General features: G+C 71.0%; 16 protein-coding genes and 1 pseudogene. 5 read left to right on the top strand and 12 right to left on the bottom strand.

Going from position 1 to position 15,994, the window contains the following annotated elements; translation table 11 throughout:
* Window positions 1–20: 20 nt before the first annotated feature.
* Both ABT009_RS37115 and ABT009_RS37110 read right to left on the bottom strand, forming a co-directional pair.
* The gene (locus tag ABT009_RS37115) at window positions 21–1,538 is read right to left on the bottom strand and encodes a gamma-glutamyltransferase (protein ID WP_351305356.1); all 1,518 of its coding nucleotides are present in this window, start codon (window positions 1,536–1,538) and stop codon (window positions 21–23) included.
* Entirely contained in the window at window positions 1,535–2,182 is a 648-nt protein-coding gene (locus ABT009_RS37110) for a cyclase family protein (protein WP_351305354.1), read from the bottom strand. The genes ABT009_RS37115 and ABT009_RS37110 overlap by 4 nt, the downstream gene beginning before the upstream one ends.
* A gap of 194 nt (window positions 2,183–2,376) precedes the next feature.
* On the opposite strand from ABT009_RS37110, the gene ABT009_RS37105 reads away from it, so the two are divergent.
* Window positions 2,377–3,060 (top strand): GntR family transcriptional regulator, encoded by a 684-nt coding sequence (locus tag ABT009_RS37105; RefSeq protein WP_351305352.1) that lies wholly within the window; start codon window positions 2,377–2,379, stop codon window positions 3,058–3,060.
* Window positions 3,061–3,069: 9 nt separating this feature from the next.
* Here the strand turns inward: ABT009_RS37105 and solA are convergent, their stop codons facing one another.
* From solA to ABT009_RS37090, 3 genes are all read right to left on the bottom strand, one after another.
* A complete protein-coding gene (gene solA, locus ABT009_RS37100; protein WP_351305350.1) occupies window positions 3,070–5,379 on the bottom strand; it encodes an N-methyl-L-tryptophan oxidase in 2,310 nt (769 codons plus the stop codon).
* Window positions 5,376–6,830, bottom strand: a complete 1,455-nt coding sequence (locus ABT009_RS37095) for an aldehyde dehydrogenase family protein (protein ID WP_351305348.1) — start codon at window positions 6,828–6,830, stop codon at window positions 5,376–5,378. The genes solA and ABT009_RS37095 overlap by 4 nt, the downstream gene beginning before the upstream one ends.
* A gap of 135 nt (window positions 6,831–6,965) precedes the next feature.
* Complete coding sequence (locus tag ABT009_RS37090; protein WP_351305347.1) at window positions 6,966–7,757, bottom strand: creatininase family protein; 792 nt, start codon at window positions 7,755–7,757, stop codon at window positions 6,966–6,968.
* A gap of 50 nt (window positions 7,758–7,807) precedes the next feature.
* Between ABT009_RS37090 and ABT009_RS37085 the strand changes: the two genes are divergently transcribed.
* Window positions 7,808–8,263, top strand: coding sequence for a cytidine/deoxycytidylate deaminase family protein (locus ABT009_RS37085; RefSeq protein ID WP_351305345.1), 456 nt, complete (start codon window positions 7,808–7,810; stop codon window positions 8,261–8,263).
* On the opposite strand, the gene ABT009_RS37080 is transcribed toward ABT009_RS37085, so the two are convergent.
* From ABT009_RS37080 to ABT009_RS37070, 3 genes are all read right to left on the bottom strand, one after another.
* Window positions 8,241–9,023, bottom strand: coding sequence for an amidohydrolase family protein (locus tag ABT009_RS37080; protein ID WP_351305343.1), 783 nt, complete (start codon window positions 9,021–9,023; stop codon window positions 8,241–8,243). The genes ABT009_RS37085 and ABT009_RS37080 overlap by 23 nt on opposite strands.
* Window positions 9,024–9,415: 392 nt before the next feature.
* Window positions 9,416–9,955 carry an alcohol dehydrogenase catalytic domain-containing protein gene (locus tag ABT009_RS37075; protein ID WP_502990037.1) on the bottom strand — a complete coding sequence of 180 codons (540 nt, stop codon included), beginning with the start codon at window positions 9,953–9,955 and terminating at the stop codon, window positions 9,416–9,418.
* The gene (locus tag ABT009_RS37070; RefSeq protein ID WP_351305339.1) at window positions 9,915–10,520 is read right to left on the bottom strand and encodes an NADPH-dependent FMN reductase; all 606 of its coding nucleotides are present in this window, start codon (window positions 10,518–10,520) and stop codon (window positions 9,915–9,917) included. The genes ABT009_RS37075 and ABT009_RS37070 overlap by 41 nt, the downstream gene beginning before the upstream one ends.
* Window positions 10,521–10,674: 154 nt before the next feature.
* On the opposite strand from ABT009_RS37070, the gene ABT009_RS37065 reads away from it, so the two are divergent.
* Window positions 10,675–11,523, top strand: coding sequence for a helix-turn-helix domain-containing protein (locus ABT009_RS37065; RefSeq protein ID WP_351305337.1), 849 nt, complete (start codon window positions 10,675–10,677; stop codon window positions 11,521–11,523).
* Between the two features lie 395 nt (window positions 11,524–11,918).
* Window positions 11,919–12,425, top strand: coding sequence for a P-loop nucleotide/nucleoside kinase family protein (locus tag ABT009_RS37060; RefSeq protein ID WP_351305335.1), 507 nt, complete (start codon window positions 11,919–11,921; stop codon window positions 12,423–12,425).
* A 53-nt stretch (window positions 12,426–12,478) separates the two neighbouring features.
* Here ABT009_RS37060 and ABT009_RS37055 read toward each other — a convergent pair whose 3' ends face one another.
* Entirely contained in the window at window positions 12,479–12,877 is a 399-nt protein-coding gene (locus ABT009_RS37055; RefSeq protein WP_351305439.1) for a thioredoxin family protein, read from the bottom strand.
* A gap of 9 nt (window positions 12,878–12,886) precedes the next feature.
* Between ABT009_RS37055 and ABT009_RS37050 the strand changes: the two are divergent.
* Window positions 12,887–12,988, top strand: a pseudogene (locus tag ABT009_RS37050) (DUF4395 family protein); the annotation flags it as partial.
* 85 nt (window positions 12,989–13,073) lie between these two features.
* On the opposite strand, the gene ABT009_RS37045 reads toward ABT009_RS37050, so the two are convergent.
* From ABT009_RS37045 to ABT009_RS37035, 3 genes are all read right to left on the bottom strand, one after another.
* On the bottom strand, window positions 13,074–13,349 hold the full coding sequence (locus tag ABT009_RS37045) for a hypothetical protein (RefSeq protein ID WP_351305331.1): 276 nt from the start codon (window positions 13,347–13,349) through the stop codon (window positions 13,074–13,076).
* 300 nt (window positions 13,350–13,649) lie between these two features.
* Entirely contained in the window at window positions 13,650–14,834 is a 1,185-nt protein-coding gene (mtnK, locus tag ABT009_RS37040; protein WP_351305329.1) for an S-methyl-5-thioribose kinase, read from the bottom strand.
* Between the two features lie 59 nt (window positions 14,835–14,893).
* On the bottom strand, window positions 14,894–15,940 hold the full coding sequence (locus ABT009_RS37035; protein WP_351305328.1) for an ABC transporter permease: 1,047 nt from the start codon (window positions 15,938–15,940) through the stop codon (window positions 14,894–14,896).
* Window positions 15,941–15,994 lie beyond the last annotated feature (54 nt).

The following is a 15,994-nucleotide window of genomic DNA, read 5'->3' as shown; positions in this document are numbered from 1 at the left end:
GCGTGCGGGTCCGGGCCCCCTCAGGAGGTGTGGACCGGGCCCCGCACGGGATGCGTTCCGGTGAACACCGCGCTGTGTCCGTCGGCACGGGGATCCGCTGCCGCGTCCAGGCGCCCGTCGGGGTGCAGCCGGGCAGTCTGGACATGGCCGCAGTCGTCCTCAGGGCCGGCCGTGCGGGCCAGCGGAAGGTCGCCGGGCAGCTCACCGGGGCGGGCGCCCGGTTCGGCGAGCAGGGTTTCCTGTTCGAAGCCGAGGTCGCGGGCGCCGATGACCCAGCGCGGCCGGGCGACCACGTCCGCGGGGTCGGCATCGGGGGCGGAGAGCGCCGGGGCGGTCTGGGCGAGGATCTGCGGCTGGGCCCGGCCGCCCTGGCAGCCCACCGCGAGCAGCATCCCGCCCTCCGCCAGCCCCAGCAGAGGGCAGAGAGTATGCGGAGGCCGCAGTCCCGGCCCGAGCAGCGCGGGGTGGCCGGGTTCGAGGCTGAACGCGGAGCCGCGGTTGTGCAGGACGATGCCGGTCTCCGGTTCGCAGATGCCGGATCCGAACCATTGGTAGACGCTCTGGATGAGCGACACCGCCCAGCCCTCGGAGTCCACCGCCGTGACCGCCACGGTGTCCCCAGCGGCCCGGCCGGGCGGTCCCGCGGGTGCCAGGGCGCCGTCGTCCGGGTGCAGCATCCCGTCCACGTCGACGAGTGCGCGGCGCGGGTCGCCCAGCAGCTCGTCGCGCCGTGCCACGGCGGCCCGTACCGTCCGCACGCTCGGCGGCTCGGCAAGGAGGGCCAGCGCGGTGGCGCCCTGGAAGGGCGGCGGGGCAGCCCACCAGTGGGTGCCGTCGGGGGCCGACAGGGTGAGCGGGGTGCCGATTTCGGCGCGGTGGGCGGCGAAGTCGGCGGACGTGAGGGGCTCGACGGCCGCGGCGAGGGTGTCGGCGACGAGCCCTTGATAGAAGGAACGGGGGTCGTCGGCCAGGGAGTGCAGAGTCGCGGCGAGGCGTGGCTGGCGCAGCTGGTCGCCCTCGGCCATCGGGACGCCGTCCCGGGTGAGGAGCGCTCGCAGACCGGCGTCGGCCCGTATGGCATCCTCCCGGGCGGTGATCGCCCGTGCCAGACCGGCGGACACCCGGGTGCCCTCGGCGGCCTGCCCGGCGGCGTACCGGAGCGCGGCGGACAGGCTCCCGAACCGGCCGCCCAGCCGGGCGAGTTCTGCCCAGCCGGCCATCGCACCGGGCACCGTGACGGTGTGTGGGCCCTGGGCCGGCATCCGCTCCCCGGACGCCCGGCGCAGCCGCTCCGGATCGGCACCGCTGCCCGCGGCCCCGGCCGACAGCACGGCCCGCACCTGCCCGTCCGGGGATCGGACGAGCGCCACCAAGTCGCCACCGAGCGAACACTGGTGTGGATAGACGACGGCGAGTGCCACGGCGGCCGCCACCGCCGCCTCCACCGCGCCCCCGCCGGCCGCCACCGCGTGCCCGGCGGCCTCCACAGCCGTGGGGTGCGGAGCGGCCACCGCCACGCGGAGCGGGGCAGCGGTCACCGTGCGTCCTGGGGGATCAGCAGGGTGCGGGACGGGGCGGCCTCCGCGCCCTGCAGCGGGATCGGCAGCGACAGCATCTCGTAGGTACCCGCGTCCGCATGCAGCAGGTCGGCCACCTCCAGGATCAACACATCTGCCCCGCATAGGAGTTGATGGGTCTCCCAGTGCGTCGTGTAGTTGACGGACTCGATCGACAGATAGTCGATGGCCGCGCACCGCACGCCGGCCTCGATGAGCCGTTCGGCACCGTCCGGTGCCAGGCCGATCCAGGTGGCCGACTTCCAGGTGCTGCGCAGCACGGTCGCCGAGTTGCTGGTCTTCAGCAGGACCCGCTCCTCGTCGCCGAGTCCTGCGGCGTCCAGGTCCTTGGCGGTGATCTCACCCTTGACGTGCGTCAGATCGAGCACCCGGGCGGTTCCGTTGAGCGCGGTCAGATCGATCTGGTCGACGGTCTTGCCGCCGTCGATGAAGTGGGCAGGGGCGTCGATATGCGTGCCGGTGTGGGCTCCGATGCGCCATCTGCTGACGTTCGAGACGAATCCGGTGGCGCGGGATTCCACGATTTCGATCTCTGGACGGCGACCCCAGTGCAACATACCGGGATGAACAGGAATCGATATGTCAAGCGCGTTGGCTATGTCCACGTCTCACCTCTCAGTGGATACATATAGAATCATCTTGGATCCAAAATGGCCAGAGGCTGATCTACTCTGTTTCCAGGGCCGGACAGAATGTCGCGAACATTCCTGCAGTGCCCGCAAGACCCCACCGACCTCCGGCCGGGCGAAGCCCTTACACGTGGCCATCCCCCTTCTCCGACCGAAAGGCGCACACCGTCATGACCCAGGACAGTGACGAGGCCCCCCTCGTCGACGAGATCGCCGCCCGCATCCGAGACCGGATCATGAGCGGCGCCTTCGCCATCGGCATGCCGCTGCGCCAGGCGGCACTGGCCAACGAGTTCGGCGTGAGCCGCACCCCCGTCCGCGAGGCCCTGCGGCAGCTGCAGCACGGCGGGCTCATCGAGGTGCACCCCAACCGCGGCGCCGTGGTGCGGGTGCCGGCCCCCTGGGAGGTCCGGCAGGCGTACGAGGTACGCGCCGAACTGGAGGGACTGGCCGCGCAACGGGCCGCGGTGCGGATCTCGTCGGCCCAGACCGACCGGCTGCGCGACCTCAACAAGGTGCTGCACAGCGCGCTGGAGGGCGGCAGCTCGCCCGAGACTGCGGCCGCGAACGACGAATTCCACACGATCATCTGCGCCGCCGCCGAGAACGCCTGGCTCCTGCGCATGGTCGACCAGGTCAACGCGAGCTTCCCACGGAACGTCTCCTCGCTGGTGCTGTCCGAGGTCGAGCGGCACCGGCGGGAGAACGTCCATCAGCACGACGAGATCATCGCCGCGCTGGCCTCCAGGGACCCCGAGGCCGCGCGGGCGGCGATGTATGCGCACATCATCAGCTCGGGCGAGCACTTGAGCACCTGGTACGAGCAGCGTTCGCACACCGTCTACCGGGGGTGACGGAGCAGGTCACAGGGATTCCAGCAGCCGCGCCGGGGCCAGGAAGTCCAGGTCCGGGCGCGGCAGGCCCCGGGCGAGGTCGGCAAGGGCGGCACCGATGGCCGGGGTGAACTTGAAGCCGTGTCCCGAGCATGCGGAGGCCACCACGACCTGCGGCAGATCGGACAGCGGACCGAGCACGAACCGCCGGTCGTCGGTCATCGTGTAGAGACAGGTGAGGTGGGAGCGCAGGGCACCCGCCGCCGGCAGGTGGCGGCGCACCGCGTCGGTGAGCAGCGCCAGCTCGTCCGGCTGCGCCGGGCGCCGCGGAGCGTCCGGGTCGCAGGCATCACCGCTGTCCAAGCCGACCTTGAGGCCCTGTCCGCCGAGCGCGGGAATGCCGTACACCAGTCCCTGGGGCAGCTCCAGTGAGAAGACCCCGAGTCCGGGCGGTGCCAGCGGGCCGTCGTCCGCCGCCTCGAAGTACGCGTTGACGATCCGGGTCACGCGCAGCGCCGGGGCCAGCCGGGGCAGCAGCCGGCCGGTCCACGGGCCCGCGCACAGCACCAGCCGCTCGGCTCGGATCCTGCCGTGCGCGGTGGTCACCACGACCCCGCTGCCGTCCGGCTCGAATCCCTTGACCGGCTCTCCGTCCCTGACCTGCGCACCGGCCGCACGGGCCAGCGCGAGCTGGGCCCGCAGGGCGCCCTCGGCGTCGATCACTCCCGCATCGGGGTCGTACACCGCCCCGTATCCCTCGGGAATCCGCAGTCCGGGTGCCCGCAACGAAGCCTCGACGGCGTCTACTTCGATGCAGCTGGGTCCGCGCAACCCTCCCGGTGTGCCGGAAGGGTGCGCGAACAGTCCGCCGGTACGGGTGACCAGGCGCTGCCCGGACTCCTCGGCCAGTTCGGCCCAACCCGTGTAGGCGGCATCCACGAAGGGGTCCCAGACGGGGTCGGGGTAAGCGCGGCGGATCATCCGAGTGGCGCCGTGGGAGGAGCCCCGGTCGTGGCCGAGCGTGAACTGTTCCAGGCCGATGGCTGGGATGCCCTGCCGGGCCAGATGGTGCAGGGCGGCACTGCCATGGGCGCCGAGGCCGACAACCACGACGCCCGTCTCCTCATCCGCCACGGCCCTGCGCGACCGGGAGCGCCTGCCGGTGGCGGTGACCTCGCGGACGGCGGCGCCGAGCGCCTGGATGTCGTCATCGTCGTTGTAGACGTGGGCGGAGGCCCGGACCACGGCGTCCAGGCCGCGGGCGCCAAGGTCCCAGCGTCCGTGTCCGGCAGGTACGGAGACCAAGTGGACACGGCGGCGGGCGAGTTCGGCCTGGACCTCTGGGGCGGTCCGGCTCTCAACCGTGAAGGTGACGATGGAGCCCGCGGCGGCCGGCGGGTCGGTGAGCCGCACACCGGGGATGTCGCCGAGCGTCGCGCGCATGGACCGGCCCAGCGCGTCCAGCCGGGCCGCGACCCGGTCTGTGCCCAGGTCCTGCAATTGCTCCAGCGCCGTACCGAGGCCCAGACGCAGTGCGTGCGCGGCCTCCCACAGCTCGAAGCGTGTCGCGTCGGGTGACAGGGTCCAGCCGTGCTCGTCCCAATGCGCTCCCCGTACATCGGGGGCGACGGGTTCGAGCCGCTTCAGCAGGTCCCGTCGCACGTAGAGCAGACCGGTACCCCGCGGTCCGCGCAGGAACTTGCGGCCGGTGGTCACCAGCAGGTCGCAGCCGATCCGCGCCACATCGACGGGGAACTGCCCCACCGACTGGGTGGCGTCCAGCAGGAAGGGCACCCCGTGCTCCCGGCACAGGGCCCCGATGCCCGCGGCGGGTTCCACCAGGCCGGAGGAGGTCGGCACGTGCGAGGCCGTGACCAGCGCGGTGGGCCCGGCGCGCAGGCTGCGCTCCAGGGCGGCCAGGTCCACGGCTCCGTCCGGGCCGTTGTCCAGTACCTCGATGCGCACCCCGTCGTCGCGTTCCAGGGCCAGCAGGTGCAGTGCGTTGCTGACGTAGCTGGAGCGGGCGGCGAGGACCCGGTCGCCCGCGCCCAGCCGCAGCGCCTGCACCGCGCGCTGCCAGCCGGCGGTGGAGCTCTCCACCAGAGCGATCTCCCCCGGCTCCGCACCGAGCACCGCGGCGGCCAGCCGGTAGACCTCGTCGAGGCGTGCCTTGGCCTCCTTCGCGGCCTCGTAGCCGCCGATCTGCGCCTCTCTGCGCAGGTGGGCGACGACGGTCTCCACCGTGCGGGCGGCGGGGAGCGCGGCACCGGCCGCATTGAGGTGGTGGTGTCCGGTCGCGCAGCCGGGCGAGGCGGCGCGCAGGGCGAGTACGTCGATCACCGCGACTCCCCCAGGGCCATCACAACGCTCTTGAGTTCGGTGAACCCCTCCACCGCCGCGTCACCCAGGTCACGTCCCAGCCCCGACTGCTTGACACCGCCGAACGCGAGGGCCGGGTGGAACTCGTTGTAGGTGTTGACCCAGACGATCCCGGCGGCGAGGGAGCCCGCGAGCCGGTGCGCGCGGCTCAGGTCCCGGGTCCAGACGCCGGCGGCGAGCCCGAAGCTGCTGTCGTTGGCCAGCTCCACCGCCTCGTCCTCGGTGTCGAAGTCGAACACACAGGCCACCGGTCCGAAGACCTCCTCGCGGGCGATCCGCGCGGTAGGGGCGAGGCCGGTAAAGACGGTGGGTTCCACGAACCAGCCGGGCCGCGGCACGGCGCCGCCACCGATGACCGCTTCGCCGCCCTCGTCGCGGGCGATGTCGAGGTAGCCGAGCACCCGGTCGTACTGTTCCTGGGAGACCAGCGGCCCGATGTTGATGCCGCCTTCCATGCCGGAGCCGATGCGCAGCGCTCGTACGGCCGTTGCCATACGGTCCAGGAACTCCTCCCGCACCGACCGCTGGACGAGGATCCGGCTGCCGGCCGTGCACATCTGTCCCGAGTGCCCGAAGACGCCGCGCACCGCGGCGGGGACGGCCGCCTCCAGATCGGCGTCGGCGAAGACCAACGTGGGTGATTTACCGCCGAGTTCCAGGGTGACGTTCTTGACCCCGGGCGCGCAGGCCGCCATCACGGACCGGCCGACCTCGGTAGATCCGGTGAACGACACCTTGGCGACATCGGGGTGTGCGACCAGGGCGGCGCCTGTGCGGCCGTCGCCGGTGACGACGTTCACCACGCCGTCGGGCACCCCGGCCTCCAGGCAGAGTTCACCGAGGCGCAGCGCGCTGAGCGGAGTCTGTTCCGCCGGTTTGATGACGACAGTGCAGCCTGCGGCGAGGGCCGCCGAAGTCTTCCAGGCGGCGATCATGAAGGGGAAGTTCCACGGCAGTACGAGCGCGGCCACGCCGACGGGTTCGCGCACCGAGTACACATGGCGGCCGGGTCCAGCCGGATGCACCTGGCCCGCCAGCCGCAGCGGGGTGCCGGAGTAGTGCCGGACGGCCTCGAGGCCAAGCGTCACGTCGCCGCGTGCGCGTTCGATAGGCTTGCCGTTGTCCAGGGTGTCGAGGACGGCGAGTTCCTCGGCGTGCTCGGCGATCAGGTCGGCCAGCCGGTTCAGAACGTCACGGCGGCGGACCGGGGGCAGCCCACGCCAGCGGCCATCGCGGTGCGCCCGGGCGGCCGCCGCTACGGCGTCCGCCACATCAGCCTCAGTGGCCTGGGCGATACTGGTCAGTTCCTTGCCGGTGGCGGGGTCGAGCACGGGGATGCGTTCGGCGCCCGAGCCTGGGGTCCGATGGCCGTCGATCAGCATCGTGGAAAGGTCCGGGAACTGCGGTATCACGGGGTAAGTCCTCTCCGTTGACGGGGGATTGTCTCCTGCAGCGGGCCGGGGCGAGCGGGAGTACGACGGCTGGGCAGGTCCCAGAGCCGAGCTTTCTTCCGGCCACGGGGAGACACGGTGGGGCGCCCGGGCGGGTCAGCGCGGCTGCGGCCAGGCCTCGCCCACGCCGCCGGCCACCGCGCGGGCCGTGGTCTCGATGCACCGGCGCATCTCGGACGCCCCGTGCTCAGCGGTGGCCTGTTCGATGTCGCGGCCCCATACACCGCTGCGGCTGACCTGGTCGGTGCGGTAGTCCCAGAACGAATCGCGGTCGGTGAGCGAGACGGCCCGGTCCAGGTGCACCGCATCGGGGTCGATGTGCAGCATCAGGGAGGTCTCGAAGAAGTTGGCGTGCATCAGGGCGCGCCCATAGGTGACATGCCCGTCGACCTCCGAGCCTGGGTAGGCCGTCACATAGGCGAGATAGCGCACGCGGGCGTCATCGAAGCGCACCCGCAGTTTCTCGGCGGACACATCGAGCGCGCCGCCGTTCCAGGTGTGGCCGTTGAGGAGGACGAACTGGCGTATGCCGCGCGCGTACAGCGAGGCGACGACGTCCTCCACCAGCATGATCATGGTCTCCGGCCGGAGGGCGATGGTGCCGGGCAGATCACCGTGCGAGGAGGACACCCCGTAGGCGAGCGGTGGGACCACCGGTATCCCCGTCAGCGCCGAGACACCGAGGGCGACATGGTGGGCGATGGTGGTGTCGACGCAGAGCGCCATGTGCGGGCCGTGTTGTTCGGTGGCGCCGACAGGGATGATCACGGCGTCGGTCCGCTCGACGAGCTCTGCGGTCTCCGGCGCGGTGAGGCGTTCCCAGCACAAGGGCTGCCCGGATCCACCGAGTTGGGCCGCCAGCTCCGCCGAGACAATCGGGTCCCGCATACACGCTCCCATCATTGGATCCAATTATCGAGGGACTGTATCCTACGTGCATGATCCTGCCCAGTCTTCCCCTCAACTCCCCTGCGCTCGACCAGGACTTGCTGGCCGCGGCGACCGGCTTGCTCACCCGCGTGCACCGGCCCGGCCGGCACGAGGTGGCGGCGGCCCTGCGTACCCGCGACGGTGCGGTCCACCTCGGTGTGCATCTGGAGGGCTCCGCCCGCCGCACATCGATCTGCGCGGAAGGCGTGGCGATGGGCGCCGCGCTCACAGCCGGCGGCCTGGACATCGACACGGTGCTGGCCGTGCACTTCAAACCCGCCGGCACGGTGCGCGTGATCGCACCCTGCGGCGTCTGCCGCGATTTGATGTTCGACTACTGCCCTGACGCGTATGTCTACGTCTTCGTCCCCGAACCCGGTTCCGAGCACCCGGAGGCACCCGGAACCGTCGAACGACTCCAGGTCTCCGACCTGCTCCCGGTCAAGACGCGTCGGCGCTGGTGACCCCGAGACCGAGCAGCCGGGCGATGTTGCCCCCTTCGACCAGCGCCCGGTCGGCGGCGTCCGGGATCGCCTTGCCGATCTTCATCCGCTCCAGGTCGAAGTCGTGGCCGGGCCATTCGGTGCCCATCACGATCTTCTCGGGACCGAGCCGCCCGTACGCCCGCCGCACATCGGCGAGGAGGGTGGCCGATGTCTCCAGGTGGATGCTGGGTGTGCGCTCTGCCACCAGGATGGCGTCCGGTACGTTCCACACCGCGCCCATATGGGCGATGATCGTGGGGACTTCGGGGAAACCGCGGGCTATCTCCTCGATGGCCAACGGTGAGCAGAAGGGGTCGTCGAGCGCGTTGACCAGGACCGCGAGCCCGTGTGCCGCGCAGATCCGGTACACGGGGTCGAGCAGTCCATGGTCGGAGAAGAAGTAACCGTGCAGCGTCGGGTGCAGTTTGAGGCCGCGCAGTCCCGCCGCCGCGATCCGCTCGACCTCGTCCAGCGCGTCGTCATCCTGCGGCCGCACCTGCCCGAACCCGAAGAGCCGGTCGGGGTGTTCCTTGGTCAGCCCGATGATGAAGTCGTTCTCGATGCGCTGCGCGAGCGAGCAGACCATGGCCATGTCCACCCCGGCCGCGTCCATCCGCACCAGCAACTTCGACGGGTCGAAGGGCACATGCGGGGGCGGTGGGTCGCCGGGCCGGGCGCCGGTCAGGTAGTCCGAGCGGCCACGCTCGTTCTGGGCCGTGTTATAGGCGTCAATGATCACCGGAGACTCCGTTCCTGATGCGTACGCACAGGTCACACTGGCCGATGCATGTGTCACCCAGGTGACCCCCGATCACCGGAAGGTATCTTTGGGATCCAATTTTCTCAAGATGGAATCCACCGTTGGCCGCCTGGCTGCTACTCGGGCGGGTGGCATGCCGGCGCAACCTTCCGGCTGGCCGACCTGTTCGAGCTGCTGCTCGGCACCGGCATGCGGCGCGGCGAGGCACTCGGTCTGCACTGGACCGATGTGCACCAGGCGGAGAAGACGCTGCTGGTGCGCTGGAGCCTGACCCCGGTGAACAACAACCAGCTCTACCTCGGCCACCCCAAGACCAAGGCCAGCCGGAACTGCGTGAGCCTGTCCCCTCGCGTGGTCGCCGCCCTGCAACGTCAGGCCACCCTCGCCCGGGCTGGCCAGCCCCCCGGGCGCTCCGCTGGAGGGTTTGGTGTTCTGCCGCCCGGACGGCGCTCCGCTGCGTCCGCAGGGCATCCTGGTCGCGCTGCGCCGGCGGGAAGCTCAAGCAGGTCCAGCGCCATACGGGCGGTCAGGCCGCTCATCGGCAGCGTGGCGGCTTCGATGTCGGTCGCGCCTGCCGGGACACGGACCACCGACTCGGCGGGGACGACGAGGTGCTCCGCGTACGCTCCGTGCGTCCCGGAGACGAGCGCGATGGCCATGACGTGATCGCCCGCGCTGAGATCGGTGTCGACTCCCTCGCCGACCTGTTCGACCATGCCAGCCGCGTCCATACCCGGAACGTAGGGCGTCGTGCCGGCTCTGCTGTGCTTCCGCACACCCGGACGAGCGGGCCGCGGAGACCGCGGCCCGCTCCACCGTCCCGGCTGATGTGGTCGAGCGGCCGCTCGCGCCAGCCGGGCTCCGAAGGAGTTACCGGCTCGCGATGTAGGGGCGGTCGCGGCGCGCGTCATGCAGGACCGAGCCCCACCAGAGCAGCTGGTCGAGCATGACCTTGGCGGCGCCTTCCGGGCCCTCGGGGTCGAGGAGTGTGCCGTCGGGCGAGAAGAGCAGGTAGTAGCGCGGGAAGGAGACGTAGTCGCGGACGGTGTGGGCCTGCAACTCGTTGAAGACCTGCCGTAGCTGCTCGATCGCCAGCAGGCCGCCGCTGGCGCCGCTGTAGCCGACGAAGCCGATCGGCTTGGCCTGCCACTCGGTGTAGTGCCAGTCGATGGCGGCCTTCAGGGAGGCCGGGAAGCTGCGGTTGTAGTCGGGTGTCACAACGACGATTGCATCGGCAGCCTTGAGCCGCCGGGTCAGTCCGGCCATCCCGGCGGGACGGGGCAGGTCGGGCTGCATCGCCGGTGGCACGGACGGCAGTTCGAGCGGAATGTCGGTGTCCGCCAGATCGATCACTTCGACCGCGAACTCGCCGTGCCGCTCGGCCTGCTCGACGAACCAGTTCGCTACCACCGGGCCGAAGCGGCCCGCCCGGACGCTGCCGACGATCACTGCGAGGTTCAGCCGCTCACTGGGCATGGTTGTGCTCCTCTTGCGGGGTGGTTGGGTGGCTGACCCCAGGCGGGGCCGTGCACTCCAAACTGCCGGGCGGGCGGAGGAGGAGGAAGGCCGGGCGAAGAGTGGTAGTGCCAGGGCCACGATCCGGTACGGCAGGGAGTGTTACGTTCGGCGAGTGAGCGACAACGAGCTGGGCCTCTTCCTGCGCCTGCGCCGTGAGGCCGTCACGCCGACCGAGGTCGGGCTGCCCGCAGGACCGCGCCGCCGTACGCCCGGACTGCGCCGCGCGGAGTTGGCGACGCTTGCCGGGGTCAGCGTCGAATACGTCACCAGGCTGGAGCAGGGGCGGGATCGGCGGCCGTCGGCGCAGGTGCTGTCGGCGCTGGCGGACGCGCTGCGGCTCACCGCCAACGAGCGGGTCCACCTGCACCGGCTCGCCAAGGGCGCTGACGCGGGCTTCAGTTGCATGGGCGGGGCCGGGCCGAACAGGGTGGTGAGGCCCACCGTGCGGGCGCTGCTCGACCGGTTGGAACCGGCGCCCGCTGTGGGGGTGAACCGGCTGAGCGAGATCCTGGCCTGCACGGACGGGTACCGGCGGATGGCCGAGCCGATCGGACTCCTTGACGGCGGCCGACCGAACCTCGCGCGCTTCGTCTTCACCGATCCGCGGGCGCGCACCGCCTACCCGGACTGGGACCGAGTCGCCGACGAACAGGTCGCAGCCCTCAAGCAGGGTCCGGGACAGGCCGATGCCCACGTCGGCGCGCTGATGGACGAGTTGACCGTGTCGTGCGGGGCGGAGTTCGCCGGACGGCTGGAGACACTGCCGGGGCTGCCGAGGGTGAGCGGAGTCATGCGGGTGGTCCATCCGGAGGTGGAGGAGTTGCGGCTGGCATACGAAACGCTCGAACTGCCCGCCGACGACGACCAGCGGCTCGTCGTCCACCTACCGGCCGACGACGCGACCGCCGCCGCGCTCGACCGCCTCACCGGCCGTCGCCCAGGCGCCCTCCGGGCAGTCTGAGCGGGCAGCCATCGGCGGGAGCGAGGAACTGCACGGGGCGGAGGTAACGGCGTTGTGCCTTCCGCAGCGCGCAGTCCCCCTGGATTCCATTCGGCGTCAGTTGACCAAACGGTGGGGGTTCCGGGGCAGGGCGGGGCGAAGCCGTGGGAGGTCCGCGGCGAGCTATGGACAGTGATCGAGCTCGGGTCGGCGAGCTCCGGGAACGGCTGCGCCCCGCGAAGATCCCGTTCACCGCCCCGTACCGCTCCAGAATGGTTGCACTGCCCCTGACCAGGGACGATGTTCCTCCGTGCCGGTAGGGCACCCTGGGCTGGAGCGGCACACGTCCGGGGCGGAATAGCGACAGAACAGCTGGGCCACCCGGCTGCGCCGACGGGGCACGGCATGATGACGGCATGCTCATCGTCATCGGCGGCCTGCCCGGCACCGGCAAGACCACCCTCGCACGCCTGCTGGCCGCGCGGCTCGGCGCCCTCCATCTGCGGGTCGACACCATCGAGCAGGCGATCGTCCGCTCCGGCCTGGCCCGGCACCCCTTGGGCCCTGCTGGTTACGTCGTCGGATACGCGCTGGCAGAGGAGCATCTGCGGCAGGGCCTGACTGTGATCGCGGAGTCGGTGAATCCGCTGACCGTCACGCGCGACGCCTGGCGCGACACAAGCGTCAGAGCAGGTGTGCCTGCCCTCGAAGTGGAGGTGGTCTGCTCGGATCTGGTCGAACACCGGCAGCGCCTGACCTCTCGGTCGGTCGACATCCCGGATCTGCCGCTGCCCGACTGGCAGCAGGTCGTCGACCGGGAGTACGAGCCGTGGGACCGGGAGCACATCGTGGTCGACACGGCGGGACAAGGCCCTGGGGAGTCGCTGGCCTCGCTCGTCCGCGCTGTCACTGGCTGCGGATGATTCCGCCAGCGAATCCATCAGACAAGGAACCCGGTTTCACACGGAGTTGATCCCTACGAGGCCGCGAACACCCCGGTCGCCTTGCCGATGGCATCCAGCACGTCCGCACGCCTGGGTTGCCCTGACGCCCTGGCGACAACCCGGCCGTGCGGGTCGAGGACGAGCACGGTCGGTGTGCGCAGGATGTCCAGCCGTTTGACCAGATCAAGGCGGGTCTCTGCATCGATCTCCACGTGCGCCGCTCCCGGCACCGTCCCGGCGACCTCGGTCAGCAGCCGACGCGTGGCCCGGCAAGGCGAGCAGAAGGCGGTGGAGAACTGAACCAGCGTCACCCGTTCCCCCAGTCCGGCAGCCTCGAACTCCTCCGCCGACAGACGCACCTCACCGTCGCCGGCCCGCTCCCGGACCCTGCCGTTGCGCGCAGCCCGCACCAGCCAGAAGACGCTCGCCAGGACGAGCCCGCGACCGCGCTCGCCCTGGCCGCGGCCTTCCTCAACGCGGCCTTCGGCTACTGCCTCGGCTGCGAGATGTACTTGATCATCCGCCACCTCCGAAGCGCCTGAGCGAGCGGGAGGCCGATGACGGCGCCTGGGGCGCGACGGCCTCCCGCTTCTCCTTAGGTGGCGACGCCCCTTTCAGGACGCCCCGTCAGGCAGCCGCCGCATCCCGGGTGGCGGCTGCCAGTTCCGCGCGCAAGGCTGCGAACCGGGGATCCCCTCGCAACGCGGCCACATCCGTCGTCGCCGCGCGCGGGAGCGGGACCGGCACCTCGTCGATCATGCGTCCCGGGCCTGCCGCCATCACCAGGACGCGGGAGCCGAGCAGGACGGCCTCCTCCGCGGAGTGCGTGACGAACAGGACGGTCGTTCCCGTGACGGCTGCCAGCGTCCTGACCTCCTCCTGGAGGCGTTCGCGGGTGCGCACTCACCGATTCGAGCAGCACCTTGAACGGCTCGGACAGGTCGTCGTACGCGGCCTGCAGCGAGCCGCGGCCGTCGACCACCAGGTCCGTGCCGACGACGGACACCGCGTCGTCGGAAGCCAGTTAGGGTCACCCTGTACCGAGCCGGCACAGGGTGCCCCGTGGCGCCGCACGTCACGGGTGGGCCGCGAGCCGCGCACCCACCGTGGCCGCCGTCCACGCGCCGAGGTGGGTGCGAGGCTTCCGGCTCCGGCTGCGCTTGCCACGGCGGCACCCACGCATCCAGCGATGCGAGCCGCCCCTCAGCAGGCGCGGATGGACTCGATGCAGGTGCGGATGGCCTCGGGGTCACCCAACTCGGCCCGGTGGACGACGAGTTCGCGGCCCAGCAGCAGTGTCTGGCGGGAGGCGGGGACCTGGAGCGGGTCGGGCAGTGTCGTCAGGTCGGTGAGGTGTGCGAAGCCTATGATGCGGCGGACGATCTCCGTACCCGCGAAGCCGACGGACTCCGTCCAGACACGGCCCAGGAACCGGTCCAGGTAGGCGTCGTCGAAGAAGGTGTCGACGCGCGACGGCCAGAGGCGGCGGAACTCGGCCTCGAATCCCTCCCAGCTCAGCCGCAGTTGCTCGGCGTGGTCCCCGCCGGCCCCGAGCGCGTGCGCGCGGGCCTCGGAGACGAGGACGTTCGCCCAGTACAGGCCGAGGTCGTAGCCGATCGGACCGACGAAGGAGAACTCGGGGTCGAAGACGCGTACGACCTCGGCGTCGTCCCGTCGGCCGACCATGATGCTGCCGGTGTGCAGGTCGCCGTGGAGCAGCGCCTGGCCGCTCGTCATGAAGGTGTGGCGGAGGTCGGCGACCTCGGTGCGGAGGCGGGTGTCGGCGCGGAACTCGGCGGCCAGGTCGTCCAGTCCCGGGTGCCAGTGGTTGTGCTCGTGCTCGATGTACGGCTCGGAGAGCACGACATCCTCGGTGATCTTGCACAGCTCGGGGCTGACGGAGGCCGCGATCAGCGCCTTGCGCTCGGCGGACGCCATACCGAAGTCGCTGGTGGCGAAGGAGAGCTGGGCGACGAACTCGCCGATGCGGCGGGAGGTGTCCGGGCCGTAGGGGGCGCCGTCGTTGAGGAGCGTGCGCAGTACCTCGAGGTCCGACATGTCCTCCATGACGAGGGCGTGGTTCTCGGGGTCGTAGCCGTGGATGGCCGGGATCTTGTCGGGAGCGACGCGGGCGACCTGGAGGTAGGCGCGGGCCTCGGCGTCGGCGCGGTTGGGGTTCATCGGCCAGGACGGCCCGGCGACCCGCACCCAGGGCAGGGCCTGCTTGACGGCGAGGCTGCGGATGCCGTCTCGGGTGGCGGCGAGGAAGACCCGGTTCATGTTGCCGTCGGAGACCTCGCGGACGGCGATGTCGCCGGTCGCGTCCCAGTGGCCTCGCTCGCGCAGGTAGCCCGGGATGTCGTCGGTCTCCAGGATGCGGTAACCCATCGTGTCGGTTTCCTTATGCGGTACGGAGATTGGGCCTTGCGCGATGCGGCGCTCGGGCCTTATGCGGTGCGGCGCTTGGACAGGGTGAAACTGAAGACGAGGGCCAGGATGAGGACGGCGCCCTCGACCACGTCCTGCGTGTAGTACGGCAGGCCCTTGATGGTCAGGCCGGTGGTGATGATCCCGATGAGCACGGCGCCCAGGGCCGTGCCCCACACGTTGGGCCGGCCGCGGCCGAGGACCGAGGTGCCGACGAGAGCGACGGCGACGGCCTCCAGTAGCTGCGACGTACCGGCGGAGACATCGCCCTGGCCGATGCGGGAGGCCAGGATAAGCCCGCCGACGGAGGCGAGGACGCCCGACAGGACGTACGCGAGGGCTCGGTATGCACCGACCCGGATGCCGGCCAGCCGGGAGGCCTCGGGGTTGGCACCGATCGCGTACAGGACCCGGCCCCAGCGGGTGCGGGCGAGGAACACCCAGGCTGCGACCGTCAGCACACCGAAGATGACCACGGAGATCGGTACACCCGCGACGGTGCCGCGGTCGATCGAGAGGAAGCCGGCGGTGAACCTGCCGGGTGCCGTCGTACCGTCGGGCAACGTCATGCCGGGCGTGATGGACTGCCCGTCGACCAGGATGAGTTTCGTGCCCTGGATGACGAACATGGTGCCGAGGGTGGCCAGCATGTCGGGGATCCTCAGGACGACGATCAGCAGAGCGTTGAGCAGTCCGGCGAGAGCACCAGCCGCGATGACCGCGATGACGGCGACGGCACCCACCTGGTTGTAGGTGACCATGGTCTTGGCGGCGACGGTGACCCCGAGACCGGCGACGGCGCCGACCGACATGTCCATCCCGCCGACGGCCATGGTGAGGGTGACCCCGAGGCCCAGGATCGCGGCGACGGAGACGTACCGGAGGGTGTCGAGGAGCGTCGCCGAGTCCCGGAAGGACGGCTCCGTCAGCGAGAAGAACGCGAAGAGCGCCACGGTGACGAAGATGAAGCCGTACTTGATGACGGCGTTCTGGATGTGCGGGCCAGCCGCGGCCCGCGACGGGTTCGCCGTCTTGGGCGGGGCGGTGGCGGTCTGGGTCGTGGTCATGCCGTACGACTTTCCGGGCTGGGCATCGGCTGCGATGCGGTTCCTTGGCGGGGC

The organism is Streptomyces sp. NPDC002896 (assembly GCF_040295225.1).
GTDB lineage: Bacteria > Actinomycetota > Actinomycetes > Streptomycetales > Streptomycetaceae > Streptomyces.
Note: the sequence above shows the minus strand (reverse complement) of the source record. Positions and strands in the feature narration are given on the sequence as shown.

Coding starts and splice junctions, on each gene's coding strand:
- ABT009_RS37105 (WP_351305352.1), top strand. CDS start 2,377: ATGACCCAGGACAGTGACGAGGCCCCCCTCGTCGACGAGATCGCCGCC.
- ABT009_RS37090 (WP_351305347.1), bottom strand. CDS start 7,757: ATGCGGGACCCGATTGTCTCGGCGGAGCTGGCGGCCCAACTCGGTGGA.
- mtnK (WP_351305329.1), bottom strand. CDS start 14,834: ATGGGTTACCGCATCCTGGAGACCGACGACATCCCGGGCTACCTGCGC.
- ABT009_RS37075 (WP_502990037.1), bottom strand. CDS start 9,955: ATGACGCGCGCCGCGACCGCCCCTACATCGCGAGCCGGTAACTCCTTC.
- ABT009_RS37035 (WP_351305328.1), bottom strand. CDS start 15,940: ATGACCACGACCCAGACCGCCACCGCCCCGCCCAAGACGGCGAACCCG.
- ABT009_RS37085 (WP_351305345.1), top strand. CDS start 7,808: ATGATCCTGCCCAGTCTTCCCCTCAACTCCCCTGCGCTCGACCAGGAC.
- ABT009_RS37060 (WP_351305335.1), top strand. CDS start 11,919: ATGCTCATCGTCATCGGCGGCCTGCCCGGCACCGGCAAGACCACCCTC.
- ABT009_RS37070 (WP_351305339.1), bottom strand. CDS start 10,520: ATGCCCAGTGAGCGGCTGAACCTCGCAGTGATCGTCGGCAGCGTCCGG.